This window comes from Polymorphum gilvum SL003B-26A1 (genome assembly GCF_000192745.1).
Lineage (GTDB): Bacteria > Pseudomonadota > Alphaproteobacteria > Rhizobiales > Stappiaceae > Polymorphum > Polymorphum gilvum.
In genome coordinates this window covers 4,234,588-4,256,914 of sequence record NC_015259.1, presented here as the reverse complement: position 1 = coordinate 4,256,914, position 22,327 = coordinate 4,234,588, and the positions used below count along the sequence as shown (strand labels likewise).

Sequence of the window (22,327 nt, the reverse complement as noted above, 5' to 3'; positions counted from 1 at the left end):
CGGGTCTCGAATTGCGAAGATTTTGCAATTTAACTTTCTGCATCTTTGCATATCGCAGTGGATCAGCAAAGAGCATAGGGTGCAGCCGACGGCCGATCGGCCGACCTGTTTGGGAGGACCTCGCATGCTGGACATCATTTCCGACGGCTGGCACAGGACGCCGGACTATCCCCTGCCGTCTCCCGCCGTCACCGCCCGCTCCACGCCGGGCGAACGCGTTGCCGCGCTGACCGAACGCCAGAAGGCGGTCATGCGCATGCTCGCCGACGGCCTGATCAACAAGCAGATCGCCCACCGCCTCGACATTTCCGTCGCCACGGTCAAGACCCATGTCGCCGCCGCCGTCCGGCGCATGAAGGCGAAGAACCGCATCCATGCCGTCGCCATGCTGATCCGGGCCGACTGCGAGGGTTGAGCGGACCGGCTCAGGGCGCAGCGCCGCCGCCCTCCCGGTGGCTGCGCGCCATGGCCTTGAGCTCTTCGGCGAGTTCGCTCCGCAGGGCTGCCGGCTCGACCAGCTCGGCCCCCGGCCCGAGCCAGCGGATCAGCGGCAGCAGCCGGTCGCGGCTGGTGTCGGGGATGCTGATCAGCACCCGCCCGCCGTCGGCGGGCGTGAACACGGCATGGCGGTAGTACCAGTCCTGGGACAGCCTGAGAGCCTGCCCGCCGCTGACGCGGATCTGCGCGATCGCGTCCTCCCGCTCCCACCGCCGCATCGCCCGCGACAGCCACGCTCCGCCGAGCAGGCTCTGCACCGAAAAGTCCTTGTTGGGTCGGAACCGGAGCCCGCTGACCTCGATGTTGCGGATCCGGTCCGCCCGGTAGATGCGCAGGTCGTCCGCGTCCACCGACCGCCCGGCGAGGTACCACAGGTCGCGGTCGAACAGGATGCCGTAGGGCTCCACCTCGTGATCCCGCGGCGCCTCGCGCGCCGGATTGTGATGCTCGAAACGCACCCGCCGGCCCGCCAGCAGCCCGGTCATGAAGCCGTCGAGCGCCTTCTGCCAGTCGGCCGAGGGTTCGACCCGGGTGCCGGCATGGAACAGGTCGGGCGGCGTCGGCTCGATGCCGATGATGCGCTCCGCATCGACCAGCAGGTCGTGCACGCTGCGCGGCAGCGACGCCACCAGCTTGCGTTCGGCCGTCTCCAGGTCGCCTGCGAGCGGCGTCGCCCGGATGCCGCGCACCAGCGCCAGGGCGACCAGCAGGGCCGCCGTCTCGCTGCGCGTCAACGCCACCGGCGGCTGGAGGTAGCCCTTCGCCAGCCGGTAGCCGCCTTCGGCGCCCCGCTCCGCTTCGATCGGCACCCCGAGCGCCAGCAGCCGGTCGACGTCCCGGTAGATCGTCCTCAGCGACACCTCGAATCGCTCCGCCAGCCGGGTCGCCGGGACCAGCTTGCCGCCGGACAGCAGCAGCAGGATGCCGAGGGCGCGTTCGATCGGGTTCATGGCCTGCGTGTCTCCCGCATCGGACAGGGCAGCAGAAGTCCGGCAGGTCTCCGGCGCTTCTCCGGCACCATGCCGGTGGGAGTCCGGCACCGCTTGGCACCCCTGTCAAGGTCGTTTCGGACAGAACATAGCGGGATCAAAGCTGACTCGGAGCTGTCAGGTTTGATCCCGCATCCTCCCGTCGGGCTCGAAAAACCGGCCCGGACAGGAGACTGGATCATGACGACATATGAGGACAGGGAAATCGGCCGGGTCCGTGCTGCCGGGCTGGCCGGTGTGGGATTGGCACTGCTGCGCGCGCTTGGCGAACGGCTGCGGGCCTGGCGGCGGCGGCGCCGGACGATGCTGGCACTCGACCGCCTGGATGACCGGTCGCTGTGGGACATCGGCCTCACGCGCACGTCCACCGGCTATGCGCGCCTCGCCCGCGAGCCGGGGGACAACTACCACACGCCGCGCGGTCTCCGCCGACCGTGACCGGGACAGGGCCCGCCGCGCGCTCAGGCGGCGCGGTGGGCGTCGTACTGGCCGTGCTGGCGGAACCGTTCCAGATAAGTCGGCAGGATCGCCGCCAGCGTCGACGGCGCGATGCCGAGCCCGGTCAGCGTCCGCCCGTCGCGCTCGGCCTCCGCCGACACGACGTTGTCGGATTTCAGCAGGCGCACCTGATCGACCGTCAGCAGCGGCCTGGGCAGCATCTGTAGGATACGCGCTTGCAGTTCGGCGACGCCGAAGGGCAGCGGTATGAGCAGGCGCTGGCGCCGGGTGATCTTGAGCATCAGCTCCAGGCATTCCTTGAAGCTCTTCACCTCCGGCCCGCCCAGTTCGTACACCGTCCCCGCCCGCGCCTCACCGTCGACCGCCTTGGCGACCGCGGCGGCGACGTCACCGACATAGACCGGCTGGAACCTCGTCTCGCCGCCGCCGACCAGCGGCAAGACCGGCGACAGCCGGGCCATCGCCGCGAAACGATTGAAGAAATCGTCTTCCGGCCCGAAGATGATCGACGGCCGGAGGATGACACTGTCGGGCAGCGTTTCGAGCACGGCCGCCTCGCCGGCGGCCTTGGAACGGGCATAGGCGGACGGCGAGCGGGGATCCGCGCCGATGGCCGAGACGTGGGTCACCGCGCCCAGTCCGGCGGCGCGAGCGGCTTCAGCGATCGCGCGCGACCCGAAGGCCTGCACCGAATCGAAGCTCTGCTTGCCGGATTCGTAGAGGATGCCGACCAGGTTGACCACGGCATCCGCGCCCTCGACCGCCCGGTCGACCGACCAGCGGTAGCGCAGGTTGGCCTGGACCGGCATGATCTGGCCGACGGCGCCAAGCGGCTGCAGGTGTTCGGCCAGGTCAGGCCGGCGCACGGCGGCGCGGATCCGGTAGCCCCGGCGCGCCAGCGCCTGCACCACATGGCGGCCGACGAAACCCGAGCCGCCGAACACCGTTACCAGTTTTCCGTTGAGCGCCGTGGTCATGCCTGCCGCTCCTTGTCGCGTCACAGAATGAAGGGCACCGGCCGGAACGGCGGCGCCGAGAGGTCTCTTAGCCCGTTGCCGCGCCCCTGTGAAGGGCGGAAGTGTACGAATGGCGTTCGTCCCGAAAGAGATGATTGACAAGGGTCGAGGCGCCCCTTAAAAGCCGCTCCCACAGCCCAGGTGGCGGAATTGGTAGACGCGCAGGTTTCAGGTACCTGTGCCGCGAGGCGTGGAGGTTCGAGTCCTCTCCTGGGCACCAAATTCCGGTTTCGGATCGCTCGCTTCGGTCCGGGACACACGAAAAAGGCCCGGTTCTCCGGGCCTTTTTTCGTTTCCGGCGTCCGGTGCCGATCGCCTCGGCAGCAGGACTTGCCGTCCGGCGGGCGAATATGCTGTATGGGATCGTCAGTGCCGACGGGCCGAGGCGGACATGGCCTTGACGGACCGGGTGCGCCCAGCCGGTCCTTGCGGCCGCCACAGATAGCGCGTGAGCGAGGAAGCCGGCCTTTCATGACCATCCGACACCACAAGACCGATCTGCCCGACCTGTCCGCCTATGATGCGGCCCAGGCCGTCGCCGTCGATACCGAGACCCTCGGCCTCAATCCGCACCGCGACCGCCTCTGCGTGGTCCAGCTGTCGCCCGGAGACGGTACGGCCGATGTCGTCCAGATCGCGCGCGGGCAGCGCGCGGCGCCCAATCTCGCGCGCTTGCTGACCGATCCGGCCAAGATGAAGATCTTTCATTTCGCGCGCTTCGACCTTGCGGTCCTGCGGCACAATCTCGGCATCGAGGTCGCGCCGGTTTGGTGCACGAAGATCGCCTCGAAGCTCGTGCGCACCTATACCGACCGTCACGGCCTGAAGGACATCACGCGCGAATTGCTCGGCGTCGATCTGTCGAAGCAGCAGCAGAGTTCGGACTGGGCCGCCGAGACGCTGACCGATGCCCAACTGGCCTATGCCGCCTCGGACGTGCTGCATCTCCATGCACTTCGCGAGAAGCTGGCGGCAATGCTTGAGCGGGAGGAGCGCACGGCCCTGGCCCGGGCATGCTATGAATTCCTGCCCACGCGCGCGGCTCTCGATCTCATGGGCTGGGAGGAGCAGGACATCTTCGCCCATACCTGACGACTGCGAGGCGTTTTCGCTGGGGGGCGACGGCGTGGCGTGCTGCGGGTTTTGCCTTTAATGTGCCGCTGTTTCCATCCATATGCGTTTCATATGCGATCAGGGTGCATGGACGATCGGGCACGGCCCGGAGCCGCAGTGCGGCATGGGCCGGTCGGGCGGGAGAACACGGCAACGTGACGACGATGACGGAAAGGGGCGCGCAGGAGTCCGCCGTCGAGGCGGTCGGTCTCGAACGCCGTCGTCTGGCACGCAAGGCGGCGCGGCGCAATTCCGGGCTCGTGCGTCTGCTTCGGATCCTCTTCCCGTTGCTCGGAGTGGCGATCCTGGTTGCCATCGCCGGCCTGATCTTTCTCTACAACGTTCTCAACAGCCTGGGCATCGGCAACGTGATCCTGACCAGCGAAGGCCTGGTCATGGATCGCCCCGAACTGTCCGGCCATGACGGCGAGAGGTCCTACAAGGTCTCGGCGGTGCGCGCGATCCAGCGCATCACCGATCCTCGGATCATCGATCTGGAGACCATTACCGCCGAGATCGTGCTCGGCCCCGACCAGCGGGCTGCGATCACGGCGACGAAGGGAACCTACAACAACGGCGCCGAAACGCTCAGCCTGAGCGAAGGAATCGAACTCGACTGGAGCGGAACCTACCAGGTGCATTTCGAAAGCGTCGACGTGGACCTGAGGACCGGAACGGTCCGCACCTCGGATCCCTTGCAGATCAATTCGCAACAGGGGGACATCCAGGCCGGACGGTTCGCTTACGACCAGGACAAGGGACTCGTCCGCTTCACGGACGGAATCAAGATGGTGCTCAGACCGGGCGCCCAGGAGAAGACGAAATGATCACACGGCTGCAGCGGATGGTGGCCGCCCTGGCCCTCCTCGTTCTTGTTCCGGCAACGGCTGCCGGACAGACGTTCTCCAACGCCTTTGCCGGCTTCGGCTCCAATGACAAGGAGCCGATCCAGATCGAGGCACGCGAGTTGCAAGTCGAGGACAAGACCAACAGCGCGACCTTCGTCGGCGACGTGGTCGTGTCGCAGGGCGACACGCGTCTCAAGACGCAGCGGCTGCGGGTGTTCTACGACGGCAAGGCGGCCGGCGGCGTCCAGCAGCGCATCACGCGCCTGGAGGCGAGCGGCAGGGTCTACATCTCCTCCAAAGACCAGACCGCCACCGGCGACGACGCCAGCTTCGACATGAACCGCAAGGTCATGGTGATGACCGGACAGGAGGTCGTCCTCAGCCAGGGGCCGAACGTCGTGGTCGGCAACCGGCTGACGATCAACCTCGATACCGGCAAGGCCGATCTGGAGGCGCCGAGGTCCGGGCGCGTGAAAGTGCTGATCCAGCCCAACAGCCTGAATGGCAATTGACCTAGCGGAAGACGTGAGCCGGTCGGTCTCGACAGCGCCGCCTCCAGCGCTTAAGAGGGGCGAAGGAACTCGATCGACGGGACGCTCTGCGTGAAACTGTTTCCCTTCTCATTCGGCGATCCGCACCCGGCCGCGAGGGCAGGCGTGCAGGATGCGGGGACGGAAGACGGTGCGCTCGTCGTCGAAGGCATCGGCAAGAGCTATCGCCGCCGCCAGGTCGTCAAATACGTCTCGCTGACAGTGCGTCCGGGCGAGGCCGTCGGTCTCCTCGGCCCCAATGGCGCCGGCAAGACGACCGTCTTCTACATGATCACCGGCCTGATCCGTCCCGATCAGGGCAAGATCGAGCTCGACGGCTTCGACATAACCGATCTGCCGATGTACCGGCGCGCGCGCCTCGGCATCGGCTATCTGCCGCAAGAGGCGTCCATTTTTCGCGGCCTGAACGTCGAGGACAACATTCGAGCCGTGCTCGAGGTGGTCGAGCCGGACCGGCGCCGGCGCGAGCAGGACCTCAACGACTTGCTATCCGAGTTCGGTCTGACGCATTTGCGTCGATCGCCTTCCATCGCCCTGTCGGGAGGCGAGCGTCGCCGGGTCGAGATTGCCCGGGCACTAGCCAGCCGGCCGTCCTTCATGCTGCTCGACGAGCCGTTCGCGGGTATCGACCCCATCGCTGTTGGCGATATCCAGCAACTCGTTCGCCATCTGACCCAGCGCGGTATCGGCGTGCTGATCACCGACCACAATGTCAGGGAAACCCTGGGCCTGATCGACCGCGCCTACATCATCGCAGCCGGTGAGGTGCTCACCGAGGGATCCCCGTTCGAGATCGTCGCCGATCCGGATGTGCGCAGGCTCTATCTCGGCGAACAATTTACGCTTTGATGTGACGCTCTGGGGTGCGCTATAAGGTCGTGGTGCGCGATAAGCAAGAAGCGGACCAGAAGGCAGAGCGAAGGGTACGGCAGCCCCGTCATGGCGATCACGACCAAGCTGGAGATGCGGCAGAGCCAGTCGCTGATCATGACGCCTCAGCTGATGCAGGCGATCAAGCTGCTGCAGTTGTCGAACCTCGATCTGGTCGCGTATGTCGACGCCGAATTGGAGCGCAATCCGCTCCTGGAGCGATCCGAAGCGGACACGGGCGCTGACGGGGGTCCGGACCCGGACGGCGCAGCCGAGCGCGATCCGGGCCCGGGCGAGGCCGCCGGCACAGATGCGGAGTCCCCCGACTGGATGCAGAGCCAGCTGGAGACTGCCGCCGAGACCATCGCCTCGAAGCTCGATACCGATCTTGGTAACGTCTTTCCGGACGAACCCGGCGTGCCGGCATCGCCGGATCCGGCCGCCCTCGGCGGCGGCGACAGCTATCGCAACGCTGCGACCGGTAGCACCGACGACTACAATCTCGAGGCCTTCGTCGCGGAAGAGACCTCGCTGGTCCAGTCGCTGACCGATCAGATGAATCTGGCGCTGGCCGACCCCGTCGATAAGCTGATCGGCCTGCATCTGATCAACAGTCTCGACGAGAACGGCTATCTGTTTGTCGATCTGGATGAAGCGGCAGTTCAGCTTGGCGTGTCGGCGGAGCGCCTCGAGGGGGTCCTGTCGATTCTGCAGACCTTCGAGCCCTCCGGCGTCTTCGCCCGGTCGCTGGCGGAATGCCTGGCCTTGCAGCTCAAGGAGCGCAACCGCTTCGATCCGGCAATGGCGGCGCTGATCGGCAATATCGAACTTCTGGCGCGCCATGACTTTCCCGCCCTCAAGCGCGTCTGCGGCGTCGACGACGAGGATCTCGTCGAGATGATCGCGGAGATCAAGGCGCTGGATCCCAAGCCCGGCAGCGCCTTCGGTTCCTCGCTGGTCCAGCCGATGGTGCCCGACGTGCTCGTGCGGCGGGCATCGGACGGCGGCTGGAGCGTCGAGCTGAACACCGATACCCTTCCGAAGGTTCTGGTCAACCAGACCTATTATGCCTCGATCACGCGCACGGCCCGCAACGAGACCGAACGAAGCTATCTGACCGACTGCCTGCAAACGGCGAACTGGCTGGTCAAGAGCCTCGATCAGCGGGCCAAGACCATCCTCAAGGTGTCCACCGAAATCGTACGCCAGCAGGACAGGTTCCTGATGGAGGGTATCGAATACCTGCGTCCCCTCAACCTGAAGACGATTGCCGACGCGATCGGGATGCATGAATCCACGATCAGCCGCGTGACCTCGAACAAATATATGGCGACGCCGCGCGGGATCTTCGAACTGAAATACTTCTTCTCCTCCGCCATCGCCGCCACGGAAGGGGGCGACGCCCATTCGGCGGAGGCCGTCCGCCACCGTATCAAGCAGATGATCGATGCCGAATCGCCGGATGCGATCCTGTCCGATGACACGATCGTGAAGCTTCTAAAGGGCGACGGCATCGACATCGCCCGACGCACCGTGGCGAAGTATCGTGAGGGCATGCGGATCTCCTCGTCGGTGCAGCGGCGCCGGGAGAAGCGGGGACGGGCCTGACCGGCCGTTTCTACGGGCAGGCCTGAAAAGGCAGCAAAACCCATGGGATGGCCTGTGGACGCGGGGCTCGCCCGTTCGCATCTCGGCCCTTCTGCGGAGCCGTGCAATTGACTTCGCGGACGTCGGCGCTTATAGCACCGCCCGCGAGACCGATGACCTGGGGTATGGCGCCGGAGCGCCGAGTGGTCCATGCTGCGAATATCGGAGCGCCTTGCGTTCCGCACGCCGGTTATGCCGGCAACCTGTCGGTCCAGAAAACAAGAAGAGGTCCTCATGACATTGCGGATTTCGGGAAAAAACGTCGACGTGGGTGATGCGCTGCGCGACCACGTCAACGACCGGATTGCCGATGCCCTGTCGAAATACTTCGACGGCGGATACAACGGCCACGTGACGCTGAGCCGCGAGGGAGCCGGGTTCAAGACCGAATGCGGCCTGCATCTGGATACCGGTATCGTCCTGCAGGTGTCCGGCGAGGATCATGATCCGCGCAACAGCTTCGACCGCGCGGCGGACCGTATCGAGAAGCGCCTTCGCCGCTACAAGCGCAAGCTGAAGGCCCATCACGGAACCAACGGGTCGAGCCGCGAAAGCTTCGAGGCCGCGTCCTACATTCTCGCCTCTCCGGAGGAGGAAGAGGAAGTGCCGGCGGATTTCAATCCGCTGGTGATTGCGGAGACGTCCGCCAGGATCAAGACGCTGACGGTCGGTATGGCCGTGATGGAGCTGGATCTTTCCGAGGCGCCGGTGGTTGTTTTCAAGAACGCGGCGAACGGAGGGGTCAACGTTGTCTACCGGCGCGCGGACGGCAACATAGGCTGGGTCGATCCGGCGCTCGTCGGGCAGCAGGCCAAGCAGTAATCCGGCTTTCCCCTGAACTCATCGCGGCCCCGGACGGACATCCGGGGCCTGCGTGCAGGATCATACGGACAGGAAAATGGATCTGAGCGATCTGATAACCCAAGACGCCGTGGTCGTAAGCTTGCGGGCGAACAGCAAGAAGCAGGCGATCCAGGAACTCGCGGGGAAGGCCGCCGAACTGACGGGGCTGACGGAACGCGAGATTTTCGACACGCTGCTGCAGCGCGAACGTCTCGGCTCGACCGGTGTCGGCCATGGCGTGGCCATTCCGCACGGCAAGCTGACCAAGCTGACCAGGCTTGTCGGCCTGTTTGCGCGGATGGAGAAGCCGATCGACTTCGATGCGCTGGACGATCAGCCGGTCGACCTCGTTTTCCTGCTGTTGGCCCCCGAAGGAGCCGGAGCCGACCATCTCAAGGCACTTGCCCGGATCGCCAGGCAGTTGCGAGATCCCAAGATCGCCGCCAATCTGCGCAGTGCCGCGGACGCCGAGACGATCTACGCACTGCTGACCCAGCCGTTGGCGTCGTCCAACGCGGCCTGACCCCGGCACACGAACTGTTCACACGGACCGGCCATTTGGCCGGTTTCGTCTTTTGGGGCTGGCTTGGTCTACGGGCCTGGATCGATCGGCGCCCTGACAGGGGCTGGCTCGGCCGGCAAGTCGAAGATAGGGATCGACCGTGGGGTTTGTCCTGTACCGCTCAGCGCCGGAAGCTGAAGCGGTGTCAGTGCGGCAGGAGGGTCGGTTTCCTCGGGAATACGCCAGAGAGTCGCGCCGATCGCCAGCCGGCCGACGGCCGGTGAGGACAAGGCAACCGCAAAGGGAATGGCGAGCAGCGGGCCGAGGCCGATCGGCAGCAACGGCCAGACCTGATCCAGCGGTTGGGCCGAGATCCATGCCGTCGCCAGCACACCGAACAGGGTTTGCGGCCACAGCTTGCGGGCGGCCAGCGTCACCGGCAGGCGAGCGAGAGCACGCCCCTGAGCCCCCCAGCCGACAGCCTTGCCGAAGACGAGGCCACCCATGAACAGGCTGTGGGCGATCGCCATCACCGGTGCCAGCATCGCCGAGTAGAGGATCTCCGTTGCCGTGCCGACGAGAATGCGCGGCGCGCCGCCGAAGGCCCGGCGCAGATCCGCCCTGGCGAGAATGTCCGCTACGGTGGCGAGTTTGGGCGCGAAGACCATCGTCAGGATGGCGATGAACAGGGCATAGCCGGTATCGGCCCGGAACGGCGCCTGGTGCGGCTCGGCGGTCAGGCCGAGCAGTGCGGCGCTGATCATGAAACCGATCCAGGCTGGCGAGCCGAGGAACATCAGGATCGCAAGGACGAGTTGGGCCCGACTGACCGGTTGCAGGCCGGGCAGGCCGAGCAGGCGGACATATTGCAGGTTGCCCTGGCACCAGCGCAGGTCGCGGCGGATGAATTCGAGCAGATGCGGTGGGTTCTCCTCGAAGCTGCCGCCCTCGCACGGCAGCACGCGGACTTCGTAGCCCGCGCGGCGCATCAGTGTGGCCTCGACCTGATCGTGCGACAGGACCCAGCCCGCCAGCGGTCCGGCCCCGGCCAGCCGCGGCAGCCGGCAGTGGTCCATGAACGGCCGCAGGCGCAGGATCGCATTGTGACCCCAGTAGGGCCCGCAGTCGCCCTGCCACCAGGCGCTGCCGAGCGTGTAGGAGCGCATCCCGAGGCGCATGCCGAACTGGAACACCCGCGCGAAGGCGCTCGGTGTCGGCAGGCCGACCACCAGAGTTTGCAGGATGCCGAGGCGCGGGTTGACCTCCATGTGCCGAACCAGATCGAGGATGGTGTCCGCCGACAGGTAGCTGTCGGCATCGAGGACCAGCGCGAAGTCGTGCTCGGCGCCCCAGCGGTCGCAGAAGTCCTCGATGTTGCCCGCCTTGAAGCCGAGGTTGCCGTCCCGGCGACGGTAGGTCACGGGCATGTGCGCATGCCATCTTTCCGCCAGCCGCATTGCGCTGGCTTCCTCCTGCGCGGTGATCGCTTCGTCGTCGCTGTCACTCAGAATATAGATCGAGAAAGCGCGGCCGTGTCCGCTGCGCACCAGGGCGGCGATCATGGCATTCAGGTTGGTTTCGACTCGGGTGACGTCCTCGTTGCGGATGCAGGACAAGACGGCGGTCCGGCAGGCAAGCGGGCGGTCCGGATCGGGTGCGGCGAGCGGGCAGACGGCATGCACGGGATCGCGGGCAAGCCGCATGACCAGCAGCCCGATGACCGCATTCCAGAAGCCGATCACGGTCCACGGCAGCGTCACGGCGAAACAGGCCAGCACCGCCAGGTCGAGCAGGCCGTAGCCGCCCGGCGCAAGGGTCAGCACCATCAAGGTGGCGAGGCCGAAGACGCTCGCCAGGCACAGGGCCGCGAAAAGAACCCGGCGCCAGGTCATCACAATCGGCGAGGGTTGCCGCACTGCCGGATCGATCTGAGGTCTGCCTAACACGAATTGACTTCCCAATTGCATGAACTGTCCTATTCAAGGGGGCAGTACGAACAGGATGGGCGATCAGTTCAAGGGCGAAGAGGTCCAATGCCATCACAAGAAGGTGCGCACTCCGCGACGCAGGCGACAGAGGAAACGGTGGCATCCGCACTCTGGTATGTCGGGCAGGACCGCTGCGCCATCGTTCCCGAGATCCTGCCGCCCCTTGCATCCGGCCTGTGCCGGGTGCGTGCGCTTGCCAGCGGCATCAGCCGAGGCACCGAACGTCTGGTCATGTCGGGTGCCGTGCCGCAAAGCGAGTGGACGCGCATGCGCGCGCCCCACCAGTCCGGCGTTTTCCCGTTTCCGGTCAAATACGGTTATGCCAGCGTGGGTCTCGTGGAGAACGGATCCGAAGCCCTCGTGGGAAAGCTGGTTTTCTCTCTCCATCCGCACCAGACTCTGTTCGACATTCCCGAAAGCTCTGCGGTGCCGGTGCCCGACGGTGTGCCGCCGGGTCGGGCGGTGCTGGCGGCCAATATGGAAACGGCGCTCAACGCCCTGTGGGACGCACAGCCGTCGCCCGGGGATCACATCTGCGTGGTCGGTGCAGGGGTGCTCGGCCTGCTTACCGCCTGGCTCGCGGCGCAGATCCCTGCGACCCGGGTTGTTGTGGTGGACATCAACCCAGCCCGGGCATGCGTCTGTGCCAAACTGGGGCTGGCCTTTTCGCGGCCAGAGGATGCGCCGCAGGATCAGGATCTCGTCGTCCATGCCAGCGCCAGCGCGGAGGGCCTCGCGACCGCCCTGCGCCTTGCCGGCGATGAGGCGACCGTGCTGGAGATGAGTTGGTACGGCACCCGGCCGGTACCCGTGCCGCTCGGTGCCGAATTCCACAGCCGCCGTCTGGTGCTGCGCTCGACCCAGGTCGGCAGCATTCCGGCCGCACGTCGCGCCCGCTGGACCCATCGCCGGCGCCTTGAGGTCGCCCTTTCGCTGCTTGCCGATGCGAGGTTCGACACGTTGCTGACGCCCATCGTCGGCTTCGCCGATCTGCCCGCCCTCCTGCCGAAGATCCTCGCCGATTGCCCGGAGGCGCTTGCTCCGGTCGTCGCCTATCCGCCCCAGAGGTAAGGAGCTTGTCCGTTCATGTTTGCCGTTGAAGTCCGGGACCATGTGATGATCGCCCATTCGTTCAGGGGCGAGCTGTTCGGTCCGGCCCAGGCCCTGCATGGGGCGACCTTCGTCATCGATGCCGCGTTCCTGAGCCGGACGCTCGACGCCAACGGAGTCGTGATCGACATCGGCCGCGCGCATGAGGTGCTCAAGGAGGTGCTCGGGCCGCTCAACTACCGCAATCTCGACGAATTGCCGCAGTTCGCCGGCGTCAACACGACCACCGAATACCTGACCAGGTATATCCATGATCACCTGTCCGCCGCTGCGCGATCCGGAAGCCTCGGTCGGCCGGCTGCGGAAATCGACGCCATCCGGGTCACGATCTCGGAATCCCACGTCGCCCGCGCCTGGTACGAGGCTCCGGTTGACTGAGCGGCGCGTCGCCTTCGCCGTCCCGGGCGACCTCTCCCGCCCGACCGGCGGCTACGAATACGATCGCCGGATCATCCAGGGCCTTCGCGCGTTGGACTGGTCGGTCGACCTCGTTGGTCTCGGCGACGGCTTCCCCTTCCCGCCGGAATCGGTCTCCGGCCACGCGGAGGGGCGTCTTGGCGCGCTCGAGCCGGGCACCACGGTCGTGATCGACGGTCTTGCCTGTGGAGCGCTTCCCGATGCGGTCGAGCGCCTGGCGCGCAAGCTGAATCTCGTGGCCCTGGTCCATCATCCGTTGTGCCTCGAGCAAGGACTGGCCCGAGACGAGGCCGAGGAATTGCATCGCACGGAGCGCGCCGCGCTGCGTGAGGTCCGGCAGGTGATCGTGACCAGCGCGGCGACCGCGCAACGGGTCGGCGCGCTGTTCGGACTCGCCGCCGACCGAATCCGTATCGTCGAACCGGGGACGCCGAGGGCCAGACGGGCGCAGGGCAGCGGCGGCCCCGACGTCCGTCTGCTCAGCGTTGGGTCGGTCGTGCCGCGCAAGGGCTACGACGTGCTGTTCGAGGCGCTCGCCTCGATGGCCGGCCTGGACTGGCGCCTCGACATCGTAGGGGAGCGCCGCGATCCGGCATGCTGTGCCGAACTGGAGGCGCGTCTTGTCCGCAGCGGGCTCGCCGACCGGATCCGCTTTTTCGGCGCGCTGCCACCCGGCCGGTTGGCCGCCTGCTACGAACGGGCCGATATCTTCGTGCTCGCCAGCCGCTACGAGGGCTACGGAATGGCCTTTGCGGAGGCCTTGGCTCACGGACTGCCGGTAATCGGCAGCGGCGGCGAGGCGGTGCGCGCCACGCTGTCGCGCGCAGGGGCGATCTATGTCGAACCGGAGGACAGTGCCAGCCTCGCAGAGGCGCTGCAACGCTTGATCGCATCGGGTTCGGAGCGGGTGCGAGTGGGGGATGCAGCGTGGCAGGCTGCTGGTGCGCTGCCGCGATGGGATGAAGCCGCAGCCCGGTTCGCGGCCTGTCTGGAGGAAGCACGATGACGGGATTTTCTGCCGAATGGCTCGCCTTGCGCGAGCCGGCCGACCGCGCGGCACGAAATCTCGATATAGAGGCGGCCTTCATCGCTGCGCTTCCCCAAGACGGGCCGGTTCGCCTTGTCGATCTCGCCAGCGGAACGGGGGCGACCGTGAGGGCTCTGACCGAACGCTTGCCTCGGCCGCAGGTGTGGGTGCTGACGGATGATGATCCGACGCTTTTAGCCGAGGCCCGTCGGAACGCCGATGCGACGATGCCGGCCAGCGTGACTGTCGAGGAGCGACGGATCGACCTGTCGGCGGACCTCGCGCGACTGGAGTTCGACGGCTTTCACGGCGTGACGACCTCCGCGTTCCTCGACCTCGTCTCCAGGCGTTTCCTGGATACGCTTGCCGACCGTCTCGCCGCCGCACATGTGCCGGTCCTGGCCAGCCTGACCTATGACGGCCGTGTCGCTTGCACGCCGGCGCATCCGGTCGACGAGCCGGTCCGGCGGGCGGTCAACGCCCATCAGAAGGGGAACAAGGGCTTCGGACCGGCTCTCGGTCGGGACGCTGCCGGCACCTGCTCCGGGATCCTGGCCGCGCGGGGATTCACGGTCCGCACCGGACCATCCGACTGGCTGATCGGACCCGAGGAACATGCCTTCCAGGATCAGCTGGTGCGGGGCTGGTTCGCGGCAGCGCGGGAGATGATGTCGAAGGTGGAACTGGACGCGGCTGCCCTGGACGATTGGCTGGCGTTCCGCCTCGATGCAATCGGACGCGGTCGGTCCACGATCTGCGTTGGCCACATAGACCTGGCGGCCGTGCCGGTCTGAAGCGGATACGCTGAAGCTGTCAGCCGCGCAGGTCGCAGTCGAGCAGCACCTCGTCACCCAACCGATGGGCCGTCATCGTCGGCCGCAGGGCCTGACTGAGGCACTCGATCGGGTTCAGCTCCAGGCCCGGCTGGCCGGCTCCGATAATCATCGGGGCGATCAGCAGGTGCAGTCGGTCGAGGCAGCCGGAGCTCAGGAAACGGGAGATCGTCCAGCTTCCGCCCTCGACGAGAAGGCGTCGAAAGCCATGGCTTGCGAGCGCCTCCACGATGGCGCGCGGGGCAAGGTGGCCGTCACGATCTCCGGCCAGACGGATGATCTCGACGGACTCGGGGACGTTCAGCCTCGTTCCCTCGAGCGTCACCACGAACCGTCTCGTACCGTCATCGCGCAATGCCTTCAACGTCGCCGGCAGGCGGCCGCGCGGATCGATCAGGACGCGCGCGGGATGCGGGCCGTCGACAAGTCTCACGGTAAGCTGGGGATCGTCCGCGATCGCTGTCCCTGCCCCGATCACCACGGCGTCGCAGACTGCCCGCAGCCGGTGCAGGTGGGACAGACAACCCGGACCGTTGATGTATTTCGACTGGCCGTTGACTGTCGCGATCCGCCCATCGAGCGACTGGCCGAGTTGTCCGACGACGAAGGTGGCTGAGCCGGGCGAGAAGAAGGGGGAAAAGAGCGACGTCCACCGAAGCGGCAGATTGCTGCGATTGCCGTTTCGCATCGCCAGCACCTGTGCCCAGCCGTCGCCCGTTTCCGGCAAGGCGTCCGGATGTCTCGGGTCGGGCGTGAGGGCGATGGTCACCGGTCCGTGACTCCTGCAGAACGGATTGCGGCTCTACGCGGCTGCTCTGCGTCAGGCCACGCCTTCGACATAGGTCACCCGCCGTGTGAAGTCGATGCCGCTCCGATGCCGGCATCGTCAAAACCGCTCACGACCGCGTGACAGGACTGCGTCACGTACGGCAGGCCGCAGCGGCTGTGATACGGTTAAGAAAACGGGAGAAGAGCCAGATGGTTGCATCCGCATTTCGTTATGATGCCGTTGCCCGGCTGTTCCATTGGGTTACCGTGGTGCTTGTCTTGGCCATGGTGCCGGCCGGCATCGCGATGACCCGCATCGGGCCGGGATCGTTGCAGAACACCTTGTTCGATTTTCACCGCTCGGTTGGTGTGTTGCTTCTGGTTTTGACCCTGCTTCGCTTGGTCTGGCGCTTGACCCGTCGGCCCGCGCCGCTTCCGCCGAGCGTTCCCGCCGTCCAACGCCTGGCCGCCGCCGCTGTTCATGGCGCCCTGTATCTGATCCTGATATTCAATCCGCTGCTCGGCTGGATCGCCACTTCGGCCTATGGTGCGCCGATTCCGGTTTTCGGCCTCTTCACGCTGCCGCCGCTGATCGCCCAGGACCGGCCCCTGTCGGAAAGCCTTTTTGCCGCCCACATGGCGCTTGGGATCCTGTTCACAGCGGCGATCATCGTCCATTTCGCAGCCGCGGTCTATCATGGGGCCGTCAAACGGGACGGCGTTATGTCCCGGATGCTTTGACCTTGCGAGGTGAATGGAATGCTGAATAATCCCTTGATATGACCTATAGATATTTTGACAATTCTTTCAGGAGTCGTTCATGTTAAAAAATTGAAATTTATTGTTATTTGAAAATTTACCCTGCACCTTAAGGGGAATTTATTCAAAATGACCTAGTAAGTTCTCTGGATAAGGCGGCACGCAGGAGTTTTAAGCGTGCCCGGACATAGCAGGGAAGACTAGGCATGAACACTCGGATTCGTGAATTGCTCGCCAGGCACGGCGCCTTGCCGGTCGGTGTCGACAGCCTTGCCGACGAGGCGGACCTGTACGAGGCCGGACTAACGTCCTTTGCCTCCGTTCAGCTCATGCTCGCGCTCGAAGAGGCGTTCGACATCGAGTTCCCGGACTCCCTGCTGAACCGCAAGTCCTTCTCGTCCATCGCGGCGATCAGCGCCGCGGTCGCATCGCTGCGGCCCGAACAGCAGGTTGCCTGATGAACAAGGTTTCCGAAGTCAAGGCGCTCAGCCTTGTCGAGCGTGCCCGCCGCGTGGCGGCGGTCGCGGCTCAGTGTGCCGACGACGTCGACGCCCGGGCCCGATTCCCGGGGGAAGCCGTCGCCGCGATGAAGGCCGAGCGCCTCATGGGCATCCAGATCCCGGTCGCCTTCGGCGGCGAGGGAGCGACGGCGGCGGAGATCGCTGAAGTCTGCTCGATCCTCGGCCAGGCCTGCGCCGCCGCGGCGATGACCTTCTCGATGCATCAGATCAAGGTCTCCAGCCTGGTGTCGCATGGCGCAGAAGCTCCCTGGCATCAAGCGTTCATGACCCGGATCGCCGCCGAACAGCTGCTGCTCGGCTCGGCGACCACGGAAGCCGGGATCGGCGGCAACCTGCGCAATTCGATCTGCGCGATCGAGGTCGACGGCGACATCTGCCGCCTGACCAAGGACGCGACGGTCATCTCCTATGGCGAACAATCCGACGCGATCCTGGTCACCTCGCGTTCCCATGCGGACGCCGCCCCCTCCGACCAGGTCATGACCGTGTTCCTCAAGGGGCAATACAGCCTCGAGAAGACCCACGACTGGGATACGCTTGGAATGCGCGGCACCTGTTCCGATGGATTCCTGTTCAAGGCCGAGGCGCCCGCGGAACAGATCTTGCCCAGGCCCTTCGCCGAAATCGCGGCGCAATCGATGCTCGCCAATGCCCACATTCTCTGGAGCGCGGTCTGGTACGGTATTGCCGCCGATGCAGTCGCCAGGGCGCAGGCCTTCGTGCGTGCCGCCGCTCGCCGCACGCCGGGAGAAACGCCGCCGGGCGCGCTGAGGCTCGCCGAAGTGTCGGGCCTGCTGCAGATGGTGAAATCGACCGTCGTCGCTGCCCTGCACCAGTTCGAGGCCGCCCAGGCCGACGAGGCGAAGCTGTCGTCGATGAGTTTCTCCGTGGCGATGAACAACGTGAAGATCGCCTCGTCGCAGTCCATCCTCACGATCATTAACCACTGCATGCTGATCTGCGGCATCCTCGGCTACAAGAACGGCACGCCTTACAGCCTCGGCCGGCACCTGCGCGACGCACATTCGGCCCAGCTCATGATCTCTAACGACCGCATCCTCGCCAACACGTCGACGATGCTGCTCGTGCAGAAGCAAGACACCAGCCTGTTGGGGTAAGCCGATGGACATGCAGAATTCCCTTCTGAATCGGCTGTTCGACGCCGGTCTGCTGATCGAGACGGGCGTGGATGGGCTGTACGGCCGCTCCGGCGCCTTCGAGGACGTCATCACCCGCTTCGAGGCCCTGATCGGCGCCTTCGGCGCGGCGGACAACGCGGAGGCGATCCGTTTCCCGCCGGGCATGAACCGGGCCCATTTCGAGGGGTCCGGCTACATGAAGAGCTTTCCGCAGCTCGCCGGCACCGTGCACAGCTTCTGCGGCTGCGAGCTTGACCACATGAACCTGCTGCAGTGCATGGCCGAGGGCGGCGACTGGACCAAGGGCCAGGAGGCGACGGACATCGTTTTGACGCCGGCGGCCTGCTATCCGCTCTACCCGACCATCGCCAAGCGCGGACCGTTGCCGGCCGGAGGCGGCCTCTACGACCTGCAGTCCTACTGCTTCCGCCACGAGCCGTCCAAGGATCCGGCCCGCATGCAGTTGTTCCGCATGCGCGAATATGTCCGCATTGGCACGCCCGACGCGGTCAGGGAATTCCGCCAGACTTGGATGGAGCGTGGGCGTCAACTCATTGAAACGGTTCAGCTTCCAGTCGAGATCGATGTCGCCAACGATCCTTTCTTCGGTCGTGCCGGGCGGATGATGTCCAACAACCAGCGCGACCAGAACCTCAAGTTCGAGCTGCTGATCCCGGTCACCTCGACGGCCAGGCCGACGGCGTGCCTGTCGTTCAACTACCATCAGGACCATTTCGGTACGACCTGGGGCCTGAAGACCGCGGACGGCGAGACGGCGCACACGGCCTGCGTCGGTTTCGGGCTGGAGCGGATCGCGCTGGCGCTGTTCGCCCATCACGGTCTCGACACCGCCGACTGGCCGGCGCCGGTGCGCAAAGCGCTATGGGGCTGACGGCGATGGCGGCGACAGACGACCGGAGCGCAGTATTTCCTGCCGCGAGACCAGAGACTTACGTGCGCCATGGACTGCACGCGATGACGCGCGACTGGCCGGAGACCAACTGCTACCTCGACATCTGGATCGAGGTGCTGCACGCGATGGGGTTGCCGCCGGAGGCGTGCCTGGCCTTTGCGATCACCCAGGATTTCGAGGGTGACCAGTTCACCTTCTTCAAGGTCCCGCTGGAAGACCTTGAATCGCTTTATGGAATCCGCGTGACGGAACTGGCGATCTATGACCGTGTCGAACGCCATGTCGCCGAGCAGATCGGACGAGGCCGGCTCGTGCTGGTGGAGATGGACAGTTTCCATCTTCCGGACACCCAGGGAACCACCTACCGCAGGGAGCATGGCAAGACGACGGTGGCGATCAACCGTCTCGACGTCGAGGGCCGGGTGATGGATTACTTTCACAATCTCGGCCTGCACCGCCTGGAAGGCGACGACTTCGCGGGGATATTCCGTCTGGACGCCCCGGAGGGAGCTGCGCCGTTCCTGCCCTATACCGAGTTCGTCAAGTTCCCGGAGCGCCGGCCGGACGCGAAGCGGCTGGTGGCGGGGGCGCAAGATCTGCTGCGGCACCATCTGGCGCGGCGGCCAAAGGCCAATCCGGTGCGCGCCTTCGCGGAGGTTATCCCCGCCCAGGTCGCGGCCATCAGCGAGCGGCCGTTCGGCTTCTTCCATCTTTACGCGTTCAACACCCTGCGCCAGCTCGGAGCGAATTTTGAGTTGTTTTCCAGTCACCTGGAGTGGCTTTCCGACCACGGCCGCAGAGGACTGGAAAAGGAAATCTCGAACGCCAAGGCAATTTCGGCGACCTGCAAGACGGTCCAGTTCCAGCTCGCCCGCGCAGTTATGCGACGCTCGTTCGACAAGCTGGCGCCGGCCCTTGCGCCGGCGGCGGAGGCGTGGGACGCGCTGATGGAGGGGTTGGAAAGCACCTGCGGACGGACCGGGTCGGCGGCTGCCTGAGCATGCGGCCGGACGGGCGGGAAGGAGCCATGCGGCGGATCTATCCAGCAGCGCGACAGGCCGGCGTCCGGCTCGACGCCAGCTGGCGCATGGCGGTCACCGACGCCGGCGCCGTGGCCGGCCCCGCAGACCTGTCCCCCGCCCTCGACTGGATTCCGGCGCCGGTGCCGGGCACCGCGGCCGAGGCGCTTCGCCTCGCGGGCCGGTATCGCGCCGAGGCGCCAAGTCCCTTACACGACAAAGATATCTGGTACCTCACCGAGGTCCGGTGCGAGGCGCCGGGCGACGCCGTACTGGTCCTCGACGGACTCGCGACCATAGCCGAGGTGTACTGGAACGGCGCCCTTGTCCTCCGGTCGGACTCCATGTTCCGCGCCCACGAGGTGGCGGTCGAGGCAGGGACGGAAAACACGCTGGCGATCTGCTTCCGCGCGCTCTATCCCCGCCTTGACGCGAAGGGGCCGAGGGCGCGCTGGCGACCGCAACTCGCCCTGCACCAGGGTCTAAGGCTCGTTCGCACGACGCTGCTTGGCCACATGCCCGGATGGTGCCCAGAAGTGCATGCGGTCGGGCCGTGGCGCCCTGTACATCTTATTGAAAATAAAGAATATTATTTAGAAGTCGAGCGGTTTTCGGCGATCCTGGCGGAGGACGGATCGGGACGTCTCGAGATTGTCCTGAAAGACTCCGGATTCCCGCCGGAAACCCGCCTGAAATGCGCCGGATCGTCTGCAGTCTTCGGGAAAGACCCCGATGGCAGGCGCGTCGCCCACCTGACGATCCCCGATGTCGCGCCCTGGTGGCCGCATACGCACGGCACGCCGACGCTGCACGAGGTGACGATCGAGGCTGCCGGAACGGTCGTCTCCCTCGGGCGGACCGGTTTCCGGCGGATCGAGGTCGATCGCGGAAGCGACGGCCGGGGCTTCGGGCTCAGGGTCAACGGCGTCGGCGTGTTCTGCCGGGGGGCGGTGTGGACCAGCGCCGACATCGTCCGCCTGCCGGGCGACCGCGACGCCTACCGGCCCTGGCTGGCGCTGGCCGCCGAGGCGGGCATGAACATGCTGCGAATCGGCGGCACCATGGCCTACGAGAGCCCCGCCTTCTTCGAACTGTGCGACGACCTCGGCATCCTGGTCTGGCAGGACTTCCAGTTCGCCAACTACGACTACCCGGTCGCCGACGAGGCCTTCGCCGCGTCGGTGCGCGAGGAGGCGCGCCAGCTGCTGGAGCGCACGCAGGCGAATCCGTCGCTCGCAGTGCTGTGCGGCGGCAGCGAGATCTACCAGCAGGGCGCCATGCTCGGCCTGCCGGAAAGCCGCTGGAAGGGACCGCTGACCGAGGACCTGCTGCCTTCTGTCTGCGCCGAGTTGCGCCCGGACGTGTCTTACGTGCCGAACGCGCCCTGCGACGGGGCGATGCCGTTCTCGCCCAACGAGGGCGTCGCGCATTACTACGGCGTCGGCGCCTACCGCCGGCCGCTGGAGGACGCGCGACGAGCCGAGGTCCGCTTCGCCGCCGAATGCCTCGCCTTCGCCAACGTGCCGCAACAGGCGACGCTCGACGCGCACCTTGCCGCCATGCCCGGCCACGATCCGCGCTGGAAGCAGCGGGTGCCGCGCGACCGCGGCGTTGGCTGGGATTTCGAGGACGTGAGAGACCACTATGTGCGCCTGCTCCACGGCGTCGAGCCGGCGGAGCTCCGCTACGGCGACCCGGCGCGCTATCTCGATTTCGGCCGGGCGGCCGGCTGCGCGGTGATGGAGGCCTGTTTCGCCGAGTGGCGGCGGGCGGCATCGACCTGCCGCGGCGCGCTGGTGTGGACCTTCCAGGACCTGCTGCCCGGCGCGGGCTGGGGCGTGGTCGACGCGACCGGCGAGCCGAAGCCGGTCTGGTATGCGCTGAAACGGGCGTTCCGGCCGGTGCAGGTGAGCCTGACCGACGAGGGCACCAACGGGCTGTCGGTCCATGTCCTCAACGAGACGGCCAGCGACCGGCCGGTGGTGCTGACGCTCGCCTGCCTGCGCGACGGCAGCGTGCCGGTCGTCTCGGGCCGGCGGGAGATGATGCTTGCGGCGCGCAGCAATGCCGAAATCGCCGCGACGGACCTGTTCGGCGCCTTCTTCGACACAACCTATGCCTACCGCTTCGGCCCGCCGGCCCATGACGTGACGGTCGCCCGCCTGCTCGATCCCGACACCGGCGCGGTCCTCGCCGAGGCGTTCCATTTTCTCCCCGGCTGTGAGGCGGGGCGCCTGCCGCCGGCGCTCGACGCAACGGTGGACCGGGATCTGGACGGGGCCTGGACGCTGACGCTGAAGACGGATCGCCTCGCCCGTTCGGTGCATGTCTTCGACCCGGCGTTCCGGCCGGCCGACGACTGGTTCCACCTCGCGCCGGGCGCGGACAAGCGCGTGCGGCTGGTCCGCCGCGCCGGGGCCGACCTCGAGGCCGTGCCGCAGGGCGAGATCGCCGCGATCAACGGTGCGGGGGTGCTGCGCTACAAGGCGGGCTGATG

At 66.3% G+C, this 22,327-nt stretch carries 23 protein-coding genes and 1 tRNA gene; 20 read left to right on the top strand and 4 right to left on the bottom strand.

Translation table 11 applies throughout. The annotated features are described in order from the left end of the window. Positions 1-124 precede the first annotated feature (124 nt). Positions 125-415 carry a helix-turn-helix domain-containing protein gene (locus tag SL003B_RS19875; RefSeq protein ID WP_013654670.1) on the top strand — a complete coding sequence of 97 codons (291 nt, stop codon included), beginning with the start codon at positions 125-127 and terminating at the stop codon, positions 413-415. Positions 416-425: 10 nt separating this feature from the next. Here SL003B_RS19875 and SL003B_RS19870 read toward each other — a convergent pair whose 3' ends face one another. Continuing rightward, a complete protein-coding gene (locus SL003B_RS19870; RefSeq protein ID WP_013654669.1) occupies positions 426-1,448 on the bottom strand; it encodes a helix-turn-helix transcriptional regulator in 1,023 nt (340 codons plus the stop codon). Positions 1,449-1,667: 219 nt separating this feature from the next. Here SL003B_RS19870 and SL003B_RS23580 point away from each other — a divergent pair, with 219 nt between their 5' ends. Continuing rightward, positions 1,668-1,925 (top strand): YjiS-like domain-containing protein, encoded by a 258-nt coding sequence (locus SL003B_RS23580; protein WP_013654668.1) that lies wholly within the window; start codon positions 1,668-1,670, stop codon positions 1,923-1,925. A 23-nt stretch (positions 1,926-1,948) separates the two neighbouring features. Here the strand turns inward: SL003B_RS23580 and SL003B_RS19860 are convergent, their stop codons facing one another. After that, entirely contained in the window at positions 1,949-2,923 is a 975-nt protein-coding gene (locus tag SL003B_RS19860; protein WP_013654667.1) for a complex I NDUFA9 subunit family protein, read from the bottom strand. Positions 2,924-3,097: 174 nt separating this feature from the next. Between SL003B_RS19860 and SL003B_RS19855 the strand changes: the two genes are divergently transcribed. From SL003B_RS19855 to ptsN, 8 genes are all read left to right on the top strand, one after another. Then, positions 3,098-3,182, top strand: a tRNA-Leu gene (locus SL003B_RS19855). A gap of 251 nt (positions 3,183-3,433) precedes the next feature. Further along, positions 3,434-4,054, top strand: a complete 621-nt coding sequence (locus SL003B_RS19850) for a ribonuclease D (protein WP_013654666.1) — start codon at positions 3,434-3,436, stop codon at positions 4,052-4,054. Between the two features lie 185 nt (positions 4,055-4,239). Beyond that, positions 4,240-4,902, top strand: coding sequence for an LPS export ABC transporter periplasmic protein LptC (gene lptC / locus SL003B_RS19845; protein WP_148259493.1), 663 nt, complete (start codon positions 4,240-4,242; stop codon positions 4,900-4,902). After that, entirely contained in the window at positions 4,899-5,435 is a 537-nt protein-coding gene (locus tag SL003B_RS19840) for an LptA/OstA family protein (RefSeq protein ID WP_013654664.1), read from the top strand. The genes lptC and SL003B_RS19840 overlap by 4 nt, the downstream gene beginning before the upstream one ends. A gap of 90 nt (positions 5,436-5,525) precedes the next feature. Further along, positions 5,526-6,323 carry an LPS export ABC transporter ATP-binding protein gene (lptB, locus tag SL003B_RS19835; RefSeq protein ID WP_013654663.1) on the top strand — a complete coding sequence of 266 codons (798 nt, stop codon included), beginning with the start codon at positions 5,526-5,528 and terminating at the stop codon, positions 6,321-6,323. 90 nt (positions 6,324-6,413) lie between these two features. Further along, the gene (rpoN, locus tag SL003B_RS19830) at positions 6,414-7,952 is read left to right on the top strand and encodes an RNA polymerase factor sigma-54 (RefSeq protein WP_013654662.1); all 1,539 of its coding nucleotides are present in this window, start codon (positions 6,414-6,416) and stop codon (positions 7,950-7,952) included. 189 nt (positions 7,953-8,141) lie between these two features. Next, positions 8,142-8,813, top strand: coding sequence for a ribosome hibernation-promoting factor, HPF/YfiA family (hpf, locus tag SL003B_RS19825; RefSeq protein WP_013654661.1), 672 nt, complete (start codon positions 8,142-8,144; stop codon positions 8,811-8,813). Positions 8,814-8,889: 76 nt separating this feature from the next. Continuing rightward, positions 8,890-9,357: a PTS IIA-like nitrogen regulatory protein PtsN gene (gene ptsN / locus SL003B_RS19820; RefSeq protein WP_013654660.1), complete on the top strand. Its 468-nt coding sequence runs from the start codon at positions 8,890-8,892 to the stop codon at positions 9,355-9,357. Positions 9,358-9,425: 68 nt separating this feature from the next. Here the strand turns inward: ptsN and mdoH are convergent, their stop codons facing one another. After that, complete coding sequence (gene mdoH / locus SL003B_RS19815; RefSeq protein WP_242390285.1) at positions 9,426-11,282, bottom strand: glucans biosynthesis glucosyltransferase MdoH; 1,857 nt, start codon at positions 11,280-11,282, stop codon at positions 9,426-9,428. 138 nt (positions 11,283-11,420) lie between these two features. Between mdoH and SL003B_RS19810 the strand changes: the two genes are divergently transcribed. The 4 genes from SL003B_RS19810 to SL003B_RS19795 are packed head-to-tail and all read left to right on the top strand — an operon-like array spanning position 11,421 to position 14,672. After that, on the top strand, positions 11,421-12,395 hold the full coding sequence (locus SL003B_RS19810; RefSeq protein ID WP_242390284.1) for a zinc-dependent alcohol dehydrogenase: 975 nt from the start codon (positions 11,421-11,423) through the stop codon (positions 12,393-12,395). 15 nt (positions 12,396-12,410) lie between these two features. After that, positions 12,411-12,812, top strand: coding sequence for a 6-pyruvoyl trahydropterin synthase family protein (locus tag SL003B_RS23885; protein WP_013654656.1), 402 nt, complete (start codon positions 12,411-12,413; stop codon positions 12,810-12,812). Next, a complete protein-coding gene (locus SL003B_RS19800) occupies positions 12,805-13,857 on the top strand; it encodes a glycosyltransferase family 4 protein (RefSeq protein ID WP_013654655.1) in 1,053 nt (350 codons plus the stop codon). The genes SL003B_RS23885 and SL003B_RS19800 overlap by 8 nt, the downstream gene beginning before the upstream one ends. Then, positions 13,854-14,672, top strand: coding sequence for a class I SAM-dependent methyltransferase (locus tag SL003B_RS19795; RefSeq protein ID WP_013654654.1), 819 nt, complete (start codon positions 13,854-13,856; stop codon positions 14,670-14,672). Before SL003B_RS19800 ends, SL003B_RS19795 begins: the two co-directional genes overlap by 4 nt. 19 nt (positions 14,673-14,691) lie before the next feature. On the opposite strand, the gene SL003B_RS19790 is transcribed toward SL003B_RS19795, so the two are convergent. Beyond that, entirely contained in the window at positions 14,692-15,480 is a 789-nt protein-coding gene (locus tag SL003B_RS19790) for a RibD family protein (RefSeq protein WP_013654653.1), read from the bottom strand. 209 nt (positions 15,481-15,689) lie between these two features. On the opposite strand from SL003B_RS19790, the gene SL003B_RS19785 reads away from it, so the two are divergent. The 6 genes from SL003B_RS19785 to SL003B_RS19760 all read left to right on the top strand — a co-directional run bounded on the left by SL003B_RS19785 (position 15,690) and on the right by SL003B_RS19760 (position 22,325). Further along, a complete protein-coding gene (locus tag SL003B_RS19785; protein ID WP_013654652.1) occupies positions 15,690-16,220 on the top strand; it encodes a cytochrome b in 531 nt (176 codons plus the stop codon). A 224-nt stretch (positions 16,221-16,444) separates the two neighbouring features. Then, positions 16,445-16,696, top strand: a complete 252-nt coding sequence (locus tag SL003B_RS19780; protein ID WP_013654651.1) for an acyl carrier protein — start codon at positions 16,445-16,447, stop codon at positions 16,694-16,696. Next, positions 16,696-17,877: an acyl-CoA dehydrogenase family protein gene (locus SL003B_RS19775; RefSeq protein WP_013654650.1), complete on the top strand. Its 1,182-nt coding sequence runs from the start codon at positions 16,696-16,698 to the stop codon at positions 17,875-17,877. The genes SL003B_RS19780 and SL003B_RS19775 overlap by 1 nt, the downstream gene beginning before the upstream one ends. Positions 17,878-17,887: 10 nt before the next feature. Next, on the top strand, positions 17,888-18,790 hold the full coding sequence (locus SL003B_RS19770) for an amino acid--[acyl-carrier-protein] ligase (RefSeq protein WP_242390283.1): 903 nt from the start codon (positions 17,888-17,890) through the stop codon (positions 18,788-18,790). Positions 18,791-18,852: 62 nt separating this feature from the next. Then, positions 18,853-19,809 (top strand): DUF1839 family protein, encoded by a 957-nt coding sequence (locus SL003B_RS19765; RefSeq protein WP_242390282.1) that lies wholly within the window; start codon positions 18,853-18,855, stop codon positions 19,807-19,809. 29 nt (positions 19,810-19,838) lie between these two features. Continuing rightward, complete coding sequence (locus tag SL003B_RS19760) at positions 19,839-22,325, top strand: glycoside hydrolase family 2 protein (protein ID WP_013654647.1); 2,487 nt, start codon at positions 19,839-19,841, stop codon at positions 22,323-22,325. The last annotated feature ends 2 nt before the right edge of the window (positions 22,326-22,327 follow it).